This is a genomic window from Shouchella oshimensis (assembly GCF_004375095.1).
GTDB classification, from domain to species: domain Bacteria; phylum Bacillota; class Bacilli; order Bacillales; family Bacillaceae_D; genus Shouchella; species Shouchella oshimensis.
In genome coordinates this window covers 1-20,770 of record NZ_SNUX01000005.1, presented here as the reverse complement: position 1 = coordinate 20,770, position 20,770 = coordinate 1, and the positions used below count along the sequence as shown (strand labels likewise).

Sequence of the window (20,770 nt, the reverse complement as noted above, 5' to 3'; positions counted from 1 at the left end):
CAAATGATATACGATCCGAATAATATTTCAGTTATCATTGATAACGTTTTTGTGACTGGTTTTGCAGAGGGGACAATGGTTTCAGCTGCAAAAGATGAAGAGAATTTTCAAACAAAGGTCTCGGCTAAAGGAGAAGTTTCAGTCGCGCTATCCAACAATCCATTAGGGACGATCACGGTCACATTATCCGCTGATTCTCCCCACGTTAAGCGTTTATCAAACCTTGCTAATACAAAGGCAATGGTGTCGGCTTGGGTAAATGCTTCTGCCCCAGTAAAAGAGAAAAAGGGTGGTTCTAGGGCGATGGTAAAGAAACCTGCTGATGCAGAGTTTTCTGACGAAGTTGGCGATCGAGAATTTGAAATTCAGGTGTTTGATTATACTGATAGTTAATCATGTCAAAGCACGGTATAACGTCTAAACATAAAAAAACAACAGCGGTACGAAAGCGGTCTAATCAGGCTGCTTTTGCCCGTTGTAATCTACCATTAAGGGAGCGAAAACCATTGGCTAAATTAGGGAAAACAAAAGAAGTTACAATTACAGAAGTAGATGAAAAAGGAAACGAAAAAGAAGTAGTTTATACATTACAACACCCAGGGGTGCTTAAGGCAACTGAAATCATTGATGCGACAATTCTTGATGGGTCAGGAAAAACATCAATCAAGACGATGTACGACGAATATATGAAGCACGTAATTGTTAATCCAAAAACGAACTGGGATTACTGGGAAGAACATGAGGGGCTGCAGAAGGTAATGGGCGAATGCGCTTCCTTTCTTAACGGTTAAACAATTTTCTCAATCTGTTCTAAAAAGGCGAGTTCGTGATAACTGGTTAGTGTGGAAACCTGTTAAAGAAGGACTCCTTACTTATTCAGAAGCGATCATGATGGACGAGGAAAAGCTACAAGAAGCGAGTGCGCTTGTTGATATGATAAATAAAGCGAACCAACCAAAGAAGGGCAAGAAAGGGGGGAGATAATGGAGCAACAACCTGCACGTAAAACAAAAATTGAAGTTGATGTTGTCGTTAAAGGTGTTAAGACACTTCAAAATGTAAATAAGCAAGTTGACGAATTGATTAAAAAGAGTAAGGATGCTAATAAAAGTGTTCAAAGTACTCAGAAAGCAATGAACCAACAAGCGAAAGCAACAGAAAGTGCAAGAAAAGCAACGGATCATATAAATAAAAGTAACCGAGTACTAAGTAAATCGTTTGTCGCATCTAACAAACAGATTCAACAAGTAACAAAGGCAACTTATGCATCCCGTAAGGCTTATCAAAGCACTAATAAAGATATGCAAGGTATGACTAAAACGATAGGTGCTGCATCCAAATATATAGCAACAGTAAATCGTGCATTACTTACAACAAAGAACTCGGTTCAAAACTACACGATTTCAATAACAGGTCTTACCAAAAATACATCTTCATTAAATAAAACAATGCTTAATCAAAATAAACCTTTACAACAGGTTAATAGATCCGTACGAGTGTTATCCCTTAGTACAAATAATGTTTCATCACGGACTCAAATTTTATCGCAATCAATTGTAGGATTAGGTAGTCAATTGATTAGTATCACTAAAAAGTTTGGACAGATTACGACGAGTAGTAATAGTATGAACATTAATATGAAAAGAGTTCTACAAACGAATAAAATAAGTTTACAATCTTTTCGAAGTTTCGGTGAAGTGATAAGCACGCTTACTAGAAGGTTTGACGCCAATTCGAGAGGTGCAACTTCTATGGCACGTTCGGTTACACGTTCAGGATGGGAGATTGGTAACTCATTTACTTCTACAGCTGAGCGCAGTGGTTTTTTCACACAGAAGTTTGCTTCAACGCGTGATACGGTAACTAGAGGTATGCGTAGCATAGCAAACGAAACATACCGTAACGTAAACATGATGAATACTGCATTTGCTTCAATTCCGACTAAACTTTCCCCTGTTTCTTCGGCAATCGCATCAAAATTAAAAAGTGGAATTATGATGCCATTTCAAAATGCACTTGGTGTTATTAAGAGTTTCGCGTCAAATTTAGGGTTGCTTAGCTTTAATACTCTTATTAGTGAAGGGTTCGATCGTTTAAGTTCAATTGAAAACTCGAGGATTTCTCTTGAAGTAATGATGGGTGGGGAAGAAGAGGCCCAAGATTTCATGGATGAAATTTTAGATTTTGCTAAAACAACTCCTTATGCTTTTGACAAATTATCAGAGACTTCTAGAAATCTTTATGCTTTTGGTATGGATCGTGAAAAGATCGTTCCTACAATGAAGGCAATTGGGGATGCTGCTTCAGCAAGCGGAAAAGGTGCAGCTGGTTTAGACCAAATAGCAGGTGCTTTTGGTGATATGCAAATAGCAGGAACTTTAAGCCTTGATCAAATCAATCGGCTGCAAACAGCAGGGGTTCCAGCATTGAAAATTCTTTCTAACCAAGCAGGTGTATCTACAGATGAAATGCGTAAGCAAATCTCATCAGGTACAATGTCCTCACTAACCGCAATAGATGATCTAGTTGATGGTATGCAAAACGGAACAAATGGTGTTGCTGGTGCGACTGCAGGTATGGCTGGTATCATGGAAAAAACAAAAGAGACATGGACAGGCACACTTGACAGTATGCGTTCTGCCGTTCGGTCAACAATGGCGAATCTCTTGGAGCCAATTAAGCCCCATTTACAAGCTGGAATAATGATGTTTGCAAGTACATTTAGTACGCTTCCTAGTATTTTTGCTAGTCTAGGCAAAGCTTTACAACCGGCAGTCGAGCCAATGAAATACGCATTTTCTAATATTAAAAGCTTTATTGATTCTGCACTTATTCCAACAATGAAAATGCTATTTGAGGTAATTACACCAGTTGTAAAGATTGTTGGAGGTATGTTAGTAGGAGCGTTTGTATCGCTATCACTTGTGCTAAATAACGTAATCGGTCCCGTGTTATCTTTTATCACAGGAATAAAAGGCTTAGTGCCTGTTTTGGCTGGACTTACGGCTGGCTTAGTGGCATATCAAGGTGTAATCTTAGCCGTATCTGTCGCGCAAAAAGTTTGGAACGTGATAACAGGTATTTCTACTGCTCTTATCACTGCAAAAACTAAGGCTCTACGCGCTTATTCAATGACAGGCAAAGGTACAACAGGTGTAATTGCCGCTATGAATATGGCTATGCGTTCGCTCAATCTCACCATTTTAACTAATCCGGTGTTTTTGTTCACCACTCTTGTGACAGGTCTTGCGGTAGGTCTATATGTTGCGTATCAACGATCTGAACGATTTAGAAACGCTATGGACAACGTGTTTTCTTCTATCTCGAATGTGGTTAAAGCGATACCTAGCGCGCTTAAGTCAGCGTGGGAATCCACAAAAGCGTTCTTCTCAAATATGGGTCGTGCAATTGTGGATGCATTTGCAGACGGCTTTATACCCGGATTAAAGAATATTGGCAGCGCTCTTGTTATTGGTGGAGCTGCAATGGCAACCGCTATAGGTGTAGGAATTGGACGAGGCTTACAAAATACTGGCGCATTCTTCTCGTCTTTAGGGGAATCTGTACAAATTGGTGTAGAGAACTCGGTATTGGCTGTCAGGGGAAGTTTTGCGTCGGTTGGAACTAGTATTGCCGGCTACCTGTCGAGAGGCTTAACAGAAGGAATTCAATTTCAACTGTCGTCGGGATCGCAACGACTTGAAGCAGCAGGGAACCGTATAGCTGATTCAATTGGTTTGGGTGTATCTAGTAAAGCGGGTCAAATTGTAAGAAGCTTCTTTTCTCAATTGGCAAGTGGCTTTGGTAGCGCTACAGGACTAGCAACGCTTATCGCTCCAACACTTACCACAATAGGCTTATCTATGTTAGGCGTAACGGGTCCTATTGGTTTGATGGTTGGCGGTATCGTTAGTGTTATTGGATTTATGTATAGGTTAGCGCAAACAAACGAAGGAGTTGCGAGCGCTTTTTCTTCGGTTTTTGGTGTGCTTCAAAATCACTTTGCTGGTATTCTCAAGCAGTTTGAGCCTGTATTTGATATCTTTAGACAAATGTTTAGCGATGTAGGAGCGACTTTAGGTCCTGAATTTGAACAGACTTCTCAAATTATTAGCGATAGTCTGGCTGAATTACAACCAGTTTTTGCAGAATTAAAAGAAGCGTTTGGAGAGTTAGGGACCGCATTCTTTGGGATGTTTAAAGAGCTTTTACCTGTTTTTCAACAGCTTGGAAGTCTCTATGTGGAGCTGCAAATGACATTGTGGAGTGCCGTAGGTGAACTTGTTTCAAGCATCATTCCTTTATTAGTCGATGCCTTTGCGCAAATCATTCCAATTGTGGCCGAAGTGATTCAAGCAGTCGTGGGGATCGTTGCAGAGATTGTTCCAATGATTATTCAATTCTACGCTACTTTAATACCGGTAATCTTAGAATTGGTTCAAACTATTCTGCCGATGCTATTAGATGTATTTACAACGGTACTCAATTTAGTGTTAGACGTAGTAATGTCAGTCATTCCGTTTGTTGTTTCCATTATATCAACACTCATTCCAATAATTTTAGAAGTTGTGAAGATGGTTCTGCCAATGATCTTGGATGTTGTCATGATGGTGTTTCCAATGGTTTTGAACGTTATTCAGACTGTTATACCAATCATAATTGATCTAATATCAACACTCATTCCAGTTGTATTAAGTATTGTGACTGCAGTATTGCCTTTACTATTGAACGTTTTCACCACAATATTTCCTATCATCCTCAATATTATTAAAACGGTGTTGCCGATCGTAATTACTTTACTGATGGTTGCCATTAAAGTCGTACTGGAATTAGTTAAACAGGTTTTGCCGTTAATCCTTTCAGTTGTTCAGATGGTTTTTCCATTGATAGCGAAAATCATTGAAATTGCACTTACGATTGTGACGACTGTGTTAAAAGCAGCAATGTGGATCATCACAAATGTTCTTGTACCTGCAATTGTTTTAGTGTTAAAAATTGTTCAGCATGTGTTCCCGATCATTGCTAATATCATCGGAATTGCAATTGATCAAATCATACAAGTGGTTAAATTTTTCACGGCCATGTTTACAGGCGATTTAAAAGGCATGTGGGAAGCTGTTAAGAACATGTTTTCTAATATGATTGCGATAATTTGGAATAACTTAAAGCTGCTGTTCATTGACAGAATTATAACTGCTGTTGTCGCATTTGCTATTAATGTTTGGGACAAGATCACTGAAATGTGGCAGAACGTTAAAACTGCATTTTCGAATGGTATTCGAGCTGCAATTCAATTTGTATTAGATATGGTGGCAGATATAGTAGCGAAGTGGAATGAATTAAAGTCTACAGTTCAAACCGTAGTAAGTGGAATGTGGACATCCATCAAGAATCGCTTCTCCACTGGTGTTAAAAATGCCATTCAATTCGTTGTCAATATGAAAAACGGTATTGTCGATAAGTGGCATGAAATCAAATCAAATGTTTCAACCCTTGCGAAAGAACTTTGGGAAATTGTTATGGGTCGATTTGATGATATGGTGACAGGAGCCAAGGAGTTACCTGGCAAGATAGCTGAGGGTATCAAATCAATGGGTCACAAAGCAATAAACGGAATCATTGATTTAGGTAACAGCATGTTGAACGGTCTGAAAGATGTTGTAAATGGTGTTATTTCAGGGATTAATAAGGTGCTTGGGAAATTAGGAGTAGAAGTTGAAATTGACAAATGGTATCCACCAAGTATCCCATATCCAGCTTATGCCAAAGGTACGGATAGTCACCCAGGAGGTCCTGCAATCTTAGGTGATGGTGGAGGTCCTGAATTATTCCGTACGCCATCTGGTTATACCGGCTTATCGCCTGGTACAGATACCTTGATGAATCTACCAAAAGGCACGCAGGTTTTAACACATCGGGAAACAAGAACTTATTTGAATCAAGTGCCAGCATATAAAGATGGTACTGAGAATAAGGGATTTTTCGGCATTTTGAAAGGTGCAGGTGCTTCGGTTTGGGAAACTGGTAAAAAGGTTGGTGGTGCAGTAAAACAGACCGCTGTAAATGTATGGGATATGATAAGTGATCCCTCTAAGATTCTTGATTCCATCCTTTCGGGTCTAAATATTGAAATCCCTAATTTTGGAGGCGCATTTGGTGATATAGCCGGCGGTTTATTTAACAAAGTAAAAGACGCAGCATTGTCCTTTATAACAGGGCAAACTGCACAACTAGATTTTGGTGGAGACAATGGTTATGGTTGGGGTCCTCCATTTAGGATGACGTCACCTTTTGGTATGCGTACACATCCAATTACAGGCGTAAGAAGCATGCACAACGGTGTTGACTGGGCTGCCCCATCAGGTACACCAATACCTGCACAAGCTGGTGGTAAAGTATCCTTTGCTGGCGTAGCGGGTGGATATGGAAACTTAATTCGTATTGTTTCTGGTATGTTTGAACGTTACTATGCTCATAACTTACGAAACTTAGTTAAACAGGGCGATACAGTTCAAGCAGGGCAAACAATTGGTTTAACAGGATCAACAGGTCAATCAACGGGTCCACACGTTCATTATGAAGTAAGAAAGAACGGAAGACCAATAGATCCAAACTCTGTTGCAGCTTCTGGTGGAGCAGGTGGAGCGAGTGGAAACATTAGGCAGTGGATTGAACAGGCTATTGCTGCTACAGGAGTACCTAAAAGCTGGCTAGCTCCTTTAACCACGATCGCTCAAAAAGAATCAGGTGGGAATCCAAGAGCAATCAATGGTTGGGATAGCAACGCGAGGCGTGGAACCCCATCAAAAGGGCTTATGCAGACCATTGATCCAACGTTTAATGCAAACAAGATGGCTGGCATGAACGATATTTGGAACCCGGTACACAATGCAGTTGCTGCTATACGCTACATTCAGCGTAGGTATGGATCGGTATTTAATACACCAGGAATCCGAAGCATGAATAATGGTGGCGGTTATCGTGGTTACTTCCGTGGTGGATCTATCATCGGCAATCAATATGCGATGGTCGGCGAACAAGGTCCCGAAATAATGAAATTACACGGTGGTGCAAGAATCCATAATGCACGAAAAACCCAACAGATGATTCGTTCCCGACAAGACTTAACCAGTTCTTATCAAAGCGATTCACAAGGATCTTTCAATGCAGGATCAACGAGAGCGGCATCCATTACGTACAGTCCACAAATAAACGTAGAAATAAAGGGGAATACCTCTGAACAAATTACGGAAAGCAAGATTAAACAGGTCGTTGACGATGCTTTAACTGATGCAATGACTAAGTGGCTACAGTGGTATAGCCCTGATGAGGTGTTTTAAATGACAATGTTAGGTCGAGTAAAACTGGTCATTGAACGCGAAAGCGATGGATTAGATTTAGATGTAACAAGCTTTCCAGTAGAAAAAGGCTCGCCACTTACGGATCATGTACGAAAAAACCCTGAGACAATGACAATCTCGGGGTTTTTACTTGGTCCTAATGCTGTGTCTGATTACAATTGGCTAGTAAATCAAAGAGGGAAGCAAATCACGTATACGGGAAGAAAAGTATTTAAAAATGTGCTCATTAGCAATATTAGTCGTGATGTTGGAGAATACCAGAACGGCTTTTCTATCACGGTGGAATTAAAAGAAGTACGAATAGCTAAAACGCCTTTTGTTAAAAAAGCTGTTAAAAACAACGGAAATAAACAAAAGTCGAATACGAAAAAAGATACAAAAAAATATCATGTTATGAAATGGGGACAGACCTACAGTCATTTACGAATGTGGTATGGTACGAGCCTCAATCAGCTTAGGGCATGGAATAAATACCCGGATAGGCGAATCCCTACAGGGGCAAAATTACGCGTGAAATGAGGGGTTAAATGAGTGTCCGTGATTACGTACCGATAGACGTTGAAGAACTACCAGAACAGTTCGAGTTTGATATGGAAAATGATATGTATGTGCTTCAAATCAACTATAACGAAACGGCTGACTTCTTCACCGTTGATTTATATACCAGGAATATGTTGCCTCTTGTAATCGGTGAAAAGATGATCTTGAATCAACCGTTATGGAATGATTTGTCTGTAGAGGGTTTACCAGCGCTTTCTTTAATCCCTTTGGATGAATCGGGTTCCGCCCAACGCGTTAGCAAAAACAATTTAATGAAAACCGTATTTCTTTATATAGATGATGTACCAGGAGAGGATGAAGAGGGTGACACAGCAATTATTTGATCGTGTTGTCCGCGTAACAATTGAATCTGACACGTATAAGGGCACTTTTTCTTCTGAGGAGTTTGAAATTCGATTCGACACAGCTTTTACGGATGAACCCAAACCAAATGAAAGTAAAATCGAATTACTTAACCTAAACAAGACAACCATTAACCGAATCAAACGTAAAAGCAAAGTAACCATTCAAGCAGGATATAAAGGGGATGTGGGTGTTTTAGCTACTGGTCGCGTTACAGCCGTGTCAACAATTCGAGATAACGTGGACAATATTACGACGATTACAATGCTTGATGGAGAAGATTACGGCGAAAAAAGCGGAGATATTACGTTCAAAGCGAACACAGATGCACGAACTATCATTAATAGGCTTGCCGGTAAGATGGGCTTGAAGATCGCGTCTATGAGCTTGCCTCGCAATAAAAATTACAACAAGGGTTATACGGTGTCGGGAGAACTTGAAATGGCTCTGTCGGAAGTTGTGAAAGATTGCGGGGCATCTATCTACTACAGACGTGGAAGAATGGTTATTCGCTCAATTAAGTCGGGCGATGATGAACGATTTACTTTGGAAGAAGCAACAGGGTTGTTAGGCGCACCGGAGCCTTTCGAGGAAGAAGATGCCAAGGGTTATAAGATACAAAGTTTATTGCAACATCGTATTAGCACAGCGAGCATCATCGAACTGAAAAGCATTGGTGTGAAAGGGAAGTATCGAGCTAAAAGAGGAAGGCATATTTGTAGTGGTTCCGATTTCAAAACAGAAGTGGATGTGATTTCATGAATGGGCAAGATGCAAAGTTTTTTGAACGGTTTGCGGCATCAATCTGCTCAGGGATCCACACAACTGCGCCGGCAAGAGTTCTGTCCTATGATGCAAGCAAGCAAGTGGCTGATTTAAAAGTGCTTTTCAAGCGCCAAGGAAATGATGGTTCCACTAAAGAGTACAGTCCTATTTTATCAGCACCTGTATTAAAACATTGCGAACCTGATATAAAAGTGGGGTCGGTTGTTATTGTATCGTTTGCTGAAAGATCCATAGATAATTTAGTTAACAATCAAACGTTTAATCCTGATTCTACTAGAACGCATAGCATAAATGATGCAATAGTAATGGGGGTGTGGAAGTGAAGACACTTAAGTTAAAAGATGGGGATCTATGTTTAGAAAACAATGAATTTCAGATGGTTGAAGGAGATCAAGAACTTGCACAGTCTTTGAAAATGGTTTATCAAACTAGAAAAGGCGAATTTGATCTTGATCGTGACCATGGCCTAGAAAGAGAAAACCTATTAGGGAAAGCATTTGATGAAGAGTTGTTACGCTATGATGTTGTAGAAGCGACAGCACAAGAGGAACGAATTTCTGCCGTAGAAGATATGTCTGTAGTTGATAACTTACAAACAAGGCAGAGGCAGATTAATCTTGTATTGCAAAAAGAAGATCAAGAGACTCTACGTTTAGAAGGTGTTGACCTTGCTTAACGAAAAAGGATTTCAAAAGAAAACTTATGTTGATCTCTTAGATGAAATGGATGATAAAGCAAAGGAGCTTTTTGGACAAGATGTTAACACGTCAGTAAGAAGCCCGCTTGGTATCATTCTTCGCATTGTAGCTTTTATGCTAAGTGGTCTATGGGAGATTGCAGAACGTGTTTATCAAAGTGGATTTATAAGTAAGTCCGAAGATGTTCAGCTAGATAGGCTTGCGGCGAACTATGGAATTGTGCGAGCTCAAGCATCAGAATCGTTTGTAACAATCAAGTTTACTGGTGAACCTAATCATAAAATAGAAGAATTTACACGCTATGCAACTGAATCAGGTATTGAATTTAGAATGATAGATGAAGTGGTATTAAATCAAGATGGTTTAGGCGAAGGGCGTGCTATCTCCGTTGAAAAAGGATCTTCTGTTAATGTAGCGGCTGGAACCGTTACGGTACAAGCGGAGCCTCACGAAAATGTTCATACACTTACGAATCCAGAGTCGAGTGATGGTGGTCAAAATCGTGAGACAGATCAGGCTTTCAAGGAGCGTTTAGCTTTAAGTGTAGAAGGAAGTTCCTCATCTACTATTCCTGGTATTGTTGCAACGTTAAAAGAAGTACCAGGAGTGCGATCGGCTAACGTCATTATTAATAACACAATGTTAGTTGATGACTATGGAAATCCACCAAAGAGCGTTCATTGCTATGTATTGGGTGGAAGCAAGGACATGGTAGCCGAGGCTATATTCAATAGTGTTGGTGCTGGAATCGAAACCGTGGGAGAGGAAATACAAGAAGTTACAGACATTAGTGGCTTAAGTCACGATGTCTTTTTTGATATGGCAGAAGAAATAAAAATTTATGTGCGATTAACGATACGTACCAATGCTGCTTTTCCACTTAATGGAATGGAACAATTAAAAAATCACGTTGTCTATACGATTGGCGGAACAGATCAATTTGGTGTTGTTCATACTGGTTCACAAATGGGTGCAGACGTCATCATATCGCGTCTATACAATGCTGTCTACAAGGTAGAGGGTTTGGATGATATTTCAATTCAGATCGGCACGGAGAAAAATGAACTAGGGACAGGGAATATTGAGATTCAACCACGCCAAGTTGCTCAGGTCTTATTCAGTGATATAGAGGTGGTTTAATCATGGTTAAGGATCTTTTAAGTAAGCTTACCGATGCGTTTACGAAGAGTGAAAAAAGCAATATTGGAAAACTGTTTTTGGTCATTGATGAACAACTTGAATCCGTAAAATCGGCGCTTATTCGCACAGAGGAATGGCGTGATCTAAATAACGCTAAAGGCTCAACACTTGATGAAATTGGCGTAAACGTGAATCAATTACGCGGGCGAGCTAATGACCCTGTTTTTCGCGTGTTAATTCGCGGGAAAATTGCTCGTAATGTAAGTGATGGTACGATTAATAAAATGGTGAATGCGTTAGCTAAGACATTAAATTGTCCGCATGAAGTTATTCAAATTGTCAGCATGATTGAAGACAACCAGGAAGAGCCTGCAGCCATTGTTGTTAAAAGGGCGCCGATCGAGGCACTAGCAGCTGCAGGATTAACCGCAACACAATTTACAAATATTGTTCAAGCAACAACCATGGCCGGTGTACGCGTGGCTTATGTGGATCTTAACGGTACATTTCGATTCTCAACGCACCCAACTGAAATTGAAGTGTCTGAGTATGGGTTTGATTTTGGATCGTTGGGTGGCATTTTCCAACCAGAAGAAGAAATACCGTTGCCGATTTAGAAAGGAGAGTTTTTTAGATGAGTTTTAAAGAAGAATTACCGATATGGCTCAATCCCGGACAAAAACCACCGCAGCCTAAAATTGAAGTAGGTTATCAGCCGATGGATCACCCACCTGCAGACTGGTTCAATTGGTATCAGCATACAGTTTACAAAGCAATTAAAGAAATACAAGAAATTGCGGCTACTGCTCAATCAGTAACAGACTTAAATAAGAAAGTAGACGACCATGCTAGCCTGAGAAATAATCCTCATGGTGTAACGAAAGCGCAAGTAGGCTTAGGTTCCGTTGATAACGTGAAACAGGCAACTAAAAACGAATTTGATGGTCATACAAGTAATAAAGAGAACCCCCATTGGGTGACGAAAGGTCAAGTTGGTTTAGGTAACGTTGATAATGTAAAACAGGCAACAAAGAATGAGTTTGACGATCATAAAAATAATACAAACAACCCACATAGTACAACGAAAGCGCAGGTTGGATTAGGTAACGTAGATGATGTACAGCAAGCTACCAAGAAAGATTTTGATGCTCATGTAAGCAATAAAAGTAATCCTCACAGTGTTACAAGAACGCAAGTTGGGTTAGGAAATGTTGATAACGTAAAACAAGCAACTAAAAACGAGTTTGACGACCATCAAAATGATAAGAACAACCCACATGACACGACAAAATCACAAGTAGGATTGGGTAACGTTGATAACATTAGACAAGCTGCGAAAGCTGACTTTGATGCTTTTGTATCCAGACGAAATAACCCGCACCAAGTAACTACTGAACAAGTAAATGTTATTACAGTAAATGCTGCTTCGGTTTCAGGTACAAATTATCCTATAGGTATTTCCGTTTTTGCGACATCTGCAAACGGAATAGACCTTGGATATCCAATAAATCAAGCCATTGTTCATACAGAGAAATTAAACAACAGTCGTTGTATTCAATTTGTTTACGACGGTAATGCAGGAACTGATGGCATATATACTCGTACATGGAGAACAGATGGTGGATGGAGATCTTTTATTCAATTAGAGACTACAGATGGATCAGCAGCAAAAGTGAAAGCCTCTTTTGACACCTTGAAATCTTATGTAGATGCTCATATAAATGATAGAAGCAATCCCCACGGTACTACAAAGGCGCAAGTAGGGTTAAGCAATGTCGATAATGTTAAACAAGCGACAAAAACGGAATTTGATTCTCATGTGAATAATGGAACGCCTCATGCAAGCGCTGCTGAAAAGGCAAGGTGGAATGCTGCAGAACAAAATGCTATAGACTATGCGAAAAGTTTCGGATTAGGAACAAACGCAAAACAACTACCTGCTCAAACTGATTTAAACAATTTAAGAGAAACTGGCTTTTATAGAGGAGTACATTTTACAAATGCACCTTTTACTTCTGCCAATCAATGGCATGCAGTAATTCATTTTAACTACGATGTAACGGCCGAACATGCTTCTCAAATTCTAATTCCAATTGGAGCAGCTGCACGGCAGGCGGTTTATACTCGTCATAAATCTGGTTCAAATGGTTGGAGTGATTGGACCGAACTTGAAACAACTGATGGAGCACAGTCGAAGGTTAATGCTCATGCAAATCTAAAGAATAATCCGCATAATGTTACATCTGAACAAACAAGTGCAATTGGACTTAGGTCTGCAAACGACACCGGTGCTGACTATCCTAATGGGATGTCATTTTTTAATACAGGTGATGGTCTTAATATGGGGTGGCCGTACAATATAGTTTTAGTAGTTACCTATAAGCACGGCAATCATCGTTTGTGGCAGTATGCTTATAATTGTAGTGGTCAATCAACGGGTGTGCAGTTTAGATCATGGAGACAAGATAATTCAGGTGCAACGTTTGAAAACGGTTGGAGGCCCTTTGCTGAAATCGAGACAACCACCGGTGCTCAATCAAAGGTTGATAATCATGCCAATCTAAAGAATAACCCGCATAGTGTAACGAAATCACAGGTTGGTTTAGGTAATGTTCCGAATTGGGGCGGATCTTCACAGGCTCAAGCCCGCGCAGGTACTGATAATAGTTCTACAATGACACCGCTGCGGGTTAATGAAGCTATTAAAGCTCTAGCTACTTCTAATGATATAAATACAACAACAGCAAGAACAACTTTAAATGATCCAATTTCATCTTTTCCAGTTGGTCTAAGTATTACAAAAATAAATGGTGCAGGTCCTACAGGGTCAAATCAATATGGTTTATTGTACACAATGAGATCAAATTCTGATAATAGTGAACTAGGTTTTCAGATTTATTATAGAACTGACTCGACAAGATACTATTCTCATCATTTCAGATACACGAATACAAGTACAACTGGATGGTTCGACTGGTATGGTTATGAAACAACCGAGGGATCACAAGAAAAAGTTAATGCTACTCAAGTTCATAAGGTGACGGAAAATGTGGGTTTCGGTATTCATTTAGGACAAAGTACCGACTTAAATACTATTTTTCAAACAGGATTTTACCGTCATCAAGGGACAAGTTCAAATAATGCACCCGTTACAGGCTGGGGCTACCTTATAGTAAATCAACAAGCACATCGTGAAGCTATGCAAATGTTCATTCCCTTTACTAATGGAGACATTTGGGTCAGGACATCCAATATAACTGGGGAGTGGAGAGGTTGGAACAAGCAAGCCACAGATGGAGAATTAAAAGCACACTCGAATGCTACAAACAACCCGCATAATGTTACTAAGTCTCAAGTGGGCTTAAGTAATGTTTCAAATTTTGGTGTAGCCAACCAAGCCACAGCGGAGGCGGGTACGAATAATAGCGTTTATATGACACCTTTAAGAACTAAACAGGCAATTGATAGTTTGCAGAGTTCTGCAAATACGAATATGTTAGCAACCAATGCTTTAAGCCCAACTGCAAGTCCTAATGATTACCCTGACGGTATTACTACATTTCAAGTGACTAGTTCGGCTTGGGTATCTGCAACAGGGAATGGTCAAGTAGTCACTTATAAGAATGGAAGTTTGAGAGTATACCAAGAATTTTTCGCCCATGCTAATCCTGCCAATAGTATAAGTGCTATTAATAAATACTATAGATGGGGATATAGTGGGTCTTGGTCAACAGCGTGGATTCCCGAAAGTATTCGAATGGATAAAATGCCTGCAGATCGAGTAGCATCTTTACATCCTAGTCTTACGCAATTGTCTAATTACACTGTACCTGGGGAGTTTTATTTAACAACAGAAGAATATAATAAAATGTCCGATACGCCTACTCTGACATCAACTAACGACATGGGCTGGTGGGGACACAATTCATACGCTGATGCAGGCGAAGGAATAGTTCAAACGTTAAAGTCTAACTCAATTAATATTAATATTGAATATAAAAGAGTTTTACGAAGAAATAGCAATGGACCGTGGATCTTAACATCAACGGCGGACACAGGTTGGGTAAACTTGCCGAATCTTAACGGTGTGAGAAACTATCAAAACAACATTATTAATAGGCCCCAAGTGCGGAAAATTGGTAATATTGTATACTTGAGAGCGGTATGGGAAGGTATTACTTCACAAGCAACGGTGGCAACTAATTTACCAGTAGAGTTTAGACCTGATGTAGATACTCAAGTTGTTATGAGCACAACAATTACTGGTGGAGTAGCTCAATTTGCAAGATGGTCGATTCATCAAGGTAATGGGAACGTTTATTATAATCGAAGCAGCAATGGAAACGACGGACTTAATGCTACTTATTGGTTCCCAATGAATGTTTCTTGGGCTGTTGGCACATTTTGAGGAGGTGTTTGATTAAAAATGAGAGTCGTTTTTAGGATTGACGAGAACGGATTCTTTAAAGAATCTGTGCTTTTGTATGAGGGACAGGAAATGCCTGACGATTGTGTAGAAGAAGAAATACCTAGTCTACTAAAAGCAAGATATATGGATGGAGAATGGGTAGAGGGTGCCTCTAAAGAGGAACTGGAAGAACACAACAAGGAAAAAGAGGTTCAATTATCACCCCTCGAATTATTAGGGCAACAGGTCACAGAACAGGAAATAAGCGACATTGAACAGTGGCACAATGTAACAGAATTAGAGTTACAAGCGATGGAACAAGGGCAACAGATTACGGACATGCAAATTGAACAAATGATACAAGGGCAGGCGCAGACCGAACAGGATTTGCGCCTATTAGAATTGGAGGCGAAGTTAAATGTTTGAGAGCTTAAAGGAAAGATATGAGAAGAATTGGTGTCGTAAGGATCAGCTGAAACGCTTTGTTTCGCTTGGCGCAATTGATCAAGAAGAGTATGAACGTATAACAGGTGAACCGCTGAAAGACAACATAGTGAAAAATCAAGCCCGAGAGGCAGAAGATATGGATCAGGCTTAATGAATGGAACAAATAGCTGTATTTTTTAATGGTGAGACGCTAGGCATAGCGAAAACCTATTTATTTGGGAACGTAAAGTATTTAGATTTATTAATGTTACTAATGTTTATAGACATTGTTACGGGAATTCTTTCTGCAATAAAAGAGAGGCGATTAAGAAGTCGAACGGCTCTATATGGATATGCACGTAAAATTGCTGTTTTCGGCATTATAATTTTAGCTAACGTTATAGATATCATTCTTAACTTGAGCGGGGCGGTTACGATGGGAACAGTCCTTTTTTATATTGCCAACGAAGGCTTATCAATATTAGAAAATGCTAAGATTTTGGGAGCAAAATCTCCAAAGTTTTTGCTTGATAAGTTGCAGGTTGTAAAAGATGGCACGATCAAGGAAAAAAAGAAGAATGATGAATAGGCCTTCCGTGAGAATTGGGAGGGCTATTTATTGTACGAAGGAGTGAAATAAAAGTGAATGAAATGCAAGAGGTTTTATTTTTTGCAACAGTATTAGCACCAATTATTTTAGCGTTGGTAGAACTAGTGAAAAAAACAGTAAAGGTACAAGCAGGTCTTATCCCGCTTATTGCACTTTTAATTGGATTATTAGTTGGTGCAGCGGCAACACCATTTACTGAGTTCGAGCTAATTTTGAGATTATGGGCTGGTGGTTTTGCAGGTCTATCAGCAACAGGGTTATTCGAGCTTGTGAAACATCGTGATGGACAAACTAAGGAGGGTAAATAATTATGAGTAAATTGATTTGTCTTGATCCGGGGCACGCAAAGAACACACCTGGTAAACGAGCGGGAAGTAACCCGGTCTTTTATGAGTATGCAAGTAATCGACGAGTAGCTAGGCTATTAGCAGCTAAATTAAAATCAGCAGGATTTCGCACCATATATTCATGTAATTTAGATAGTGCTGTCGATCTAAGTTTATCGCAACGAGGTCAAAATGCAGTGAATGCAAATGCTGATCTATTTGTTTCAATTCATACGAATGCCCATGCAGATCCAAATGTGAGAGGAACTGAAACGTTTATTCACACTAACAGTCAGGCTTCTTTATCTGTTGCCCAAGCTGTTCAGACGGCAATGATAGCTGAATTTAAACAGCAAAACCGTGGCGTGAAACGTGCAAACTTTGGTGTGCTTCGCGCGACCTATCAGAATATGCTTTCCATTCTAACGGAAGCAGACTTCTTTACAAACCCGCAAGCTAGAGCGTGGATGCTTACACCTGGTTTCGATGAAGCTTATTCAAACGCATTACTACGTGGGATTTGTGCTCATTACGGTGTTTCTGTACCACCGACAGGAGGTAGCGCACCTGCACCAAGTAAGCCAACAGAGCCAAAATCTGATGATATTGGAAGTGAATTATTACGTGTCAAGGCTGAAAAGCTTTGGGTATACAATAAGCCAGATTGGAATGCGCGTACTTTCCAAGTATCAAAAGGTGAAGCCTTTACTGTTAAAAGAGTGCTTATTGTAAATGGCTCCAAGATGTATGAATTAAAAAGTGGTCTATACATTACAGCTAATACACAATTTGTTGAATTTGATGGTGTAATAGCATCAACTCCAACTAAAAAAACAGATCAGCAGTTAGCAAATGAAGTTCGAGCCGGCTTACATGGAAATGGTGAAGCACGAAAAGTATCATTGGGGAATCGTTATGAAGCCGTACAAGCTATAATAAATAGCAAAGCTGAAAATTCTATTGATGTAATGGCACGTGAGGTTAGAGCCGGAATACATGGGGATGGTCACGAAAACAGGAGGAAATCATTGGGTATATCGCAAGCACAATATGAAAAAGTTCGCGCTCGAGTTAATCAGTTGTCTAAGAGCAAATAGTTCACTTACTAAGCTTTACGTTATTATTCATTCGTGATAAAATTACATTAGGATCAAGCAAAGTTCTTTCTTTAAGAACGAAAAAGGTACCGTGCCAGGTACCTTTTTTTATGCTTTTCTGAGCAATTCTTCGCGTTCCGCTAGTAATTTACGCATTTCCTCAATATCCTCTAAACTAGCGTGATTCCTTATGAAAGTACGAGTTGTAGAGCGATAAGATAGATATTTTCTTTGCTCTTTATTTTTTTTTGCCCATCTAGCGTTTCGTTCTTGCTGTGAACTCATTTATTTTTCCTCCTTTTGAAAAGAGAAATAGTTGATATGATAAAGATTGTGAAAATAATTATAGAGAAAACTGTCCAGGATTCAAGGAAAAAAGAAGTAACTAAACCAATGAATAAAGTAGCGTAAACGATAGCTGAAAGTAAATTTAATGTATTATTCATGACGTCTAAGCCTATACTATAGAGAAGAGTGGGAGGGGCTTTCGCCCTTCCCGATTATCCTTTTGCTTCATCATCAGAACGCTGTGCCAAGCGTTCTTTTTTGCGTTGGTTGCGATATTCAAGTATCTTGATTGTCGCCCCTACGGATGAAGCGTAGCCACCGAGTAGAAGTGCTATGATGGCTATGACTCTTTCTATAGGATCAAGCAAAGTGTTAACCTCCCCTCTTTAAGAACTACCTTAATTATACTACATGTAGTACGTATTGTCAATAAATATTGGAAATAAATAAGAATTATTTTCCTTTTTATTGTATATGTAAGGTATTAACTCTTATCATTCAAATAAAATTAAAATTAATAAATACGAATTTTAAAACAATTCTTTTATTATTTTAGAAATTTTTACGATAAATAAACATTAGTATAGTGTGTTTATTGCAGAATATTAAGAAAGTATTCAATGTGTTAAACCCCCTTTATAAGAACTTATGTTTGTGTTAATATAAAAAGGTAAACATTTCCCAATACTAAAGACCTTATATTAATGTATAAAATAGTAATTCCACTTTTGAAATTGTGACGTTAGCTTCTAAAAAGTTAAAAAAGAAACTTTTATTTCCCAATAATAGTTGTCTGATTAATGTGTTATATTAGAAAAGTCAACTATAATTGTTTTTTTCAGAAAGTTTTACTTTTAGGGGGAATTAATGTGTCTAAAGTCTTATATGATTGCATGTGCAAATGGCTATCATATCCAGGTAATAAGCAAATAGATATTTCTAGAAAATCAGGGGTATCGAAGCAATTAGTAAACAAAGTTTTAGAACAAAAAGGTAAAAAGGATTTTACTTTCTCCAATGTACTAAGAATCATACGCTCAATAGATAGCGATTTTGATAACACTATGGAAGAGTATTGTAGGAGCCAAACGAAACCATCTGGAATATTAAATGCTCTTGAATACGCTTCAAATTTCCGCAAATATGAATTATTAGATGATCTTATTGCTGAAAATCGTGATCAAAAGGGTGAAATAAAGGATTGGGTACAAATTTATCGATTAAGCAGAGATTTTAAAGAATACTCTTATAACGAAGCCATTCAAAAATGTAGAGAATTATATGGTAGAGTTAGCCTTCCAGAGGCAAAACTGAAACTGGAATTAATAGAATTTGATATAAAATATTCTCTATTTCAAAGTGATATAAAATTTTACATAAGTAGTTTTGAAGAAAAAATCAAAACGCTAAGAAGTGGTTTTTTGAAAGATTCCTTAGAAATTCGCTATAAATTATTCAAATCATTCGTGAGTCTATACGAATATAGTGATATTGAACATTCAATTAAACTAGCTAACGAAATAATTTGTAGCCCGTTAAGTGCCTCCTATATAATAGGTTCGGCGTTTCATATAAAAGGGCAAGCTTATATGTTCACAGATCTAAAAGAATCGATAGACTGCTTAGACAACGCTATGTTGTACTATGCTCAAACAGATAAAGTAAAAGCAGAATCAATAAAGGAAGATATTTATTTTACGCTGAACGCTAACGGTCAATTAATTGATCTTGAAGAATTACAAGGTGAAGAATTAATACACCAGTTAATAGTAAGAAAAGACTATGAAACTGCTAGATTGTTATTAAAAACAACAAATTCACCCTTTGATTACTTGTTTAAAGGAATCGTAGAGAATGACTTAAGCTTGATATTTGAAAGTTATGGCATGTTACGAAGCTCCGGTCAATTGTTCTTTGCTAACTACATAAGAAGTGTTTACGATAAATTGAACTTTGAAAAGGTGGTGGAAGATTGAAAAAGTTATTATTACTATTAATCATTACTAAACTTATTGTTTCGGTGAAGATGTTCAATGATTACAGTGAATCAACTAGACCAGATACTAATCATGTTTTAATTGAGCTTACAAGTCAATTATTAGAAGGTCCAACTAGACCAGGAACTTGACCCTCTATAAAGGTAAACTATTAGTAAGGTTTTATACTTAATAGACTACATTGAGTGAAAAAATGTGTGTATCATAAGAATTAAGATAACCTAGATTCGTGCATGAAAATAAAAAAGGCGGGGTGTAGTTATGACAAAGAGAGTTTCAGCACATTGGGATTTTGAAAATAATTTTGGCACTATTATTATTCATGACAAAGCAACGGTATATGAGTCGTTTAAATCTCCTACAAAGAATATTAGTGAATTTAATGGATGGGTCGAAGATCAAAAAAAATTATTAAACCTTTTAAAAGAAGAAAATGAATATAGATATATATGACATACTAAAGCAAGTAATGACATACATATGACATACAATTTTACATAACTCAATATAACTCCACGTACACTTAGGTTGAAATTATATAAGAATATAAGCTCTCCTTTGTCTAATGACTACCCTTTATAAGCTAATTCTTAATGTTCGGTGATGGGCGGCATGATGTAACATGCCTCTCTAACCCCTTAATGCTTTAAGCGTTTCGGGTTAGTTGGTATAGTTAATTGTATGATATGACATACTTTTGACATACTTTCTAACCCGAATTTTTATTTCT

21 protein-coding genes are annotated in these 20,770 nt (G+C 38.5%); 19 read left to right on the top strand and 2 right to left on the bottom strand.

Annotation, left to right across the window (positions count from 1 at the left end; translation table 11 throughout):
* Nucleotides 1-3 precede the first annotated feature (3 nt).
* The 17 genes from E2L03_RS19945 to E2L03_RS19870 all read left to right on the top strand — a co-directional run bounded on the left by E2L03_RS19945 (nucleotide 4) and on the right by E2L03_RS19870 (nucleotide 17,755).
* Nucleotides 4-393 (top strand): phage structural protein, encoded by a 390-nt coding sequence (locus E2L03_RS19945; RefSeq protein ID WP_134260282.1) that lies wholly within the window; start codon nucleotides 4-6, stop codon nucleotides 391-393.
* A gap of 2 nt (nucleotides 394-395) precedes the next feature.
* Nucleotides 396-791 carry a hypothetical protein gene (locus E2L03_RS19940; RefSeq protein ID WP_166740393.1) on the top strand — a complete coding sequence of 132 codons (396 nt, stop codon included), beginning with the start codon at nucleotides 396-398 and terminating at the stop codon, nucleotides 789-791.
* A gap of 49 nt (nucleotides 792-840) precedes the next feature.
* Nucleotides 841-984, top strand: a complete 144-nt coding sequence (locus tag E2L03_RS20635; RefSeq protein WP_166740392.1) for a hypothetical protein — start codon at nucleotides 841-843, stop codon at nucleotides 982-984.
* Nucleotides 984-7,340, top strand: a complete 6,357-nt coding sequence (locus E2L03_RS19935; protein WP_134260279.1) for a peptidoglycan DD-metalloendopeptidase family protein — start codon at nucleotides 984-986, stop codon at nucleotides 7,338-7,340. Before E2L03_RS20635 ends, E2L03_RS19935 begins: the two co-directional genes overlap by 1 nt.
* The gene (locus E2L03_RS19930) at nucleotides 7,341-7,880 is read left to right on the top strand and encodes a phage baseplate protein (protein ID WP_134260277.1); all 540 of its coding nucleotides are present in this window, start codon (nucleotides 7,341-7,343) and stop codon (nucleotides 7,878-7,880) included.
* An 8-nt stretch (nucleotides 7,881-7,888) separates the two neighbouring features.
* Nucleotides 7,889-8,245: a phage baseplate plug family protein gene (locus E2L03_RS19925; RefSeq protein ID WP_134260275.1), complete on the top strand. Its 357-nt coding sequence runs from the start codon at nucleotides 7,889-7,891 to the stop codon at nucleotides 8,243-8,245.
* A complete protein-coding gene (locus E2L03_RS19920) occupies nucleotides 8,226-9,026 on the top strand; it encodes a phage protein (protein ID WP_241741899.1) in 801 nt (266 codons plus the stop codon). Before E2L03_RS19925 ends, E2L03_RS19920 begins: the two co-directional genes overlap by 20 nt.
* Nucleotides 9,023-9,373: a Gp138 family membrane-puncturing spike protein gene (locus E2L03_RS19915; RefSeq protein ID WP_134260271.1), complete on the top strand. Its 351-nt coding sequence runs from the start codon at nucleotides 9,023-9,025 to the stop codon at nucleotides 9,371-9,373. Before E2L03_RS19920 ends, E2L03_RS19915 begins: the two co-directional genes overlap by 4 nt.
* Nucleotides 9,370-9,726: a contractile injection system sheath initiator gene (locus E2L03_RS19910; RefSeq protein ID WP_134260269.1), complete on the top strand. Its 357-nt coding sequence runs from the start codon at nucleotides 9,370-9,372 to the stop codon at nucleotides 9,724-9,726. The genes E2L03_RS19915 and E2L03_RS19910 overlap by 4 nt, the downstream gene beginning before the upstream one ends.
* A complete protein-coding gene (locus tag E2L03_RS19905; protein ID WP_243839558.1) occupies nucleotides 9,713-10,888 on the top strand; it encodes a baseplate J/gp47 family protein in 1,176 nt (391 codons plus the stop codon). The genes E2L03_RS19910 and E2L03_RS19905 overlap by 14 nt, the downstream gene beginning before the upstream one ends.
* 2 nt (nucleotides 10,889-10,890) lie before the next feature.
* On the top strand, nucleotides 10,891-11,505 hold the full coding sequence (locus tag E2L03_RS19900) for a hypothetical protein (protein ID WP_134260265.1): 615 nt from the start codon (nucleotides 10,891-10,893) through the stop codon (nucleotides 11,503-11,505).
* A gap of 17 nt (nucleotides 11,506-11,522) precedes the next feature.
* Nucleotides 11,523-15,296, top strand: a complete 3,774-nt coding sequence (locus E2L03_RS20985; protein ID WP_197196498.1) for a pyocin knob domain-containing protein — start codon at nucleotides 11,523-11,525, stop codon at nucleotides 15,294-15,296.
* A gap of 18 nt (nucleotides 15,297-15,314) precedes the next feature.
* Nucleotides 15,315-15,722: a YomQ N-terminal domain-containing protein gene (locus E2L03_RS19890; protein ID WP_134260263.1), complete on the top strand. Its 408-nt coding sequence runs from the start codon at nucleotides 15,315-15,317 to the stop codon at nucleotides 15,720-15,722.
* Complete coding sequence (locus E2L03_RS19885; RefSeq protein ID WP_134260261.1) at nucleotides 15,715-15,894, top strand: XkdX family protein; 180 nt, start codon at nucleotides 15,715-15,717, stop codon at nucleotides 15,892-15,894. The genes E2L03_RS19890 and E2L03_RS19885 overlap by 8 nt, the downstream gene beginning before the upstream one ends.
* Before the next feature lie 3 nt (nucleotides 15,895-15,897).
* Nucleotides 15,898-16,311, top strand: coding sequence for a phage holin family protein (locus E2L03_RS19880; protein ID WP_134260259.1), 414 nt, complete (start codon nucleotides 15,898-15,900; stop codon nucleotides 16,309-16,311).
* Between the two features lie 62 nt (nucleotides 16,312-16,373).
* Nucleotides 16,374-16,640: a holin gene (locus E2L03_RS19875; protein WP_206698903.1), complete on the top strand. Its 267-nt coding sequence runs from the start codon at nucleotides 16,374-16,376 to the stop codon at nucleotides 16,638-16,640.
* A gap of 2 nt (nucleotides 16,641-16,642) precedes the next feature.
* Nucleotides 16,643-17,755 carry an N-acetylmuramoyl-L-alanine amidase gene (locus E2L03_RS19870; protein ID WP_134260257.1) on the top strand — a complete coding sequence of 371 codons (1,113 nt, stop codon included), beginning with the start codon at nucleotides 16,643-16,645 and terminating at the stop codon, nucleotides 17,753-17,755.
* A 108-nt stretch (nucleotides 17,756-17,863) separates the two neighbouring features.
* On the opposite strand, the gene E2L03_RS20630 is transcribed toward E2L03_RS19870, so the two are convergent.
* Both E2L03_RS20630 and E2L03_RS20625 read right to left on the bottom strand, forming a co-directional pair.
* A complete protein-coding gene (locus E2L03_RS20630) occupies nucleotides 17,864-18,040 on the bottom strand; it encodes a hypothetical protein (RefSeq protein ID WP_166740391.1) in 177 nt (58 codons plus the stop codon).
* 215 nt (nucleotides 18,041-18,255) lie between these two features.
* A complete protein-coding gene (locus tag E2L03_RS20625; protein WP_166740390.1) occupies nucleotides 18,256-18,411 on the bottom strand; it encodes a hypothetical protein in 156 nt (51 codons plus the stop codon).
* A gap of 501 nt (nucleotides 18,412-18,912) precedes the next feature.
* On the opposite strand from E2L03_RS20625, the gene E2L03_RS19865 reads away from it, so the two are divergent.
* The gene (locus E2L03_RS19865; RefSeq protein WP_134260255.1) at nucleotides 18,913-20,019 is read left to right on the top strand and encodes an AimR family lysis-lysogeny pheromone receptor; all 1,107 of its coding nucleotides are present in this window, start codon (nucleotides 18,913-18,915) and stop codon (nucleotides 20,017-20,019) included.
* 282 nt (nucleotides 20,020-20,301) lie between these two features.
* Nucleotides 20,302-20,493 (top strand): hypothetical protein, encoded by a 192-nt coding sequence (locus E2L03_RS19860; RefSeq protein WP_134260253.1) that lies wholly within the window; start codon nucleotides 20,302-20,304, stop codon nucleotides 20,491-20,493.
* Nucleotides 20,494-20,770: the final 277 nt, after the last annotated feature.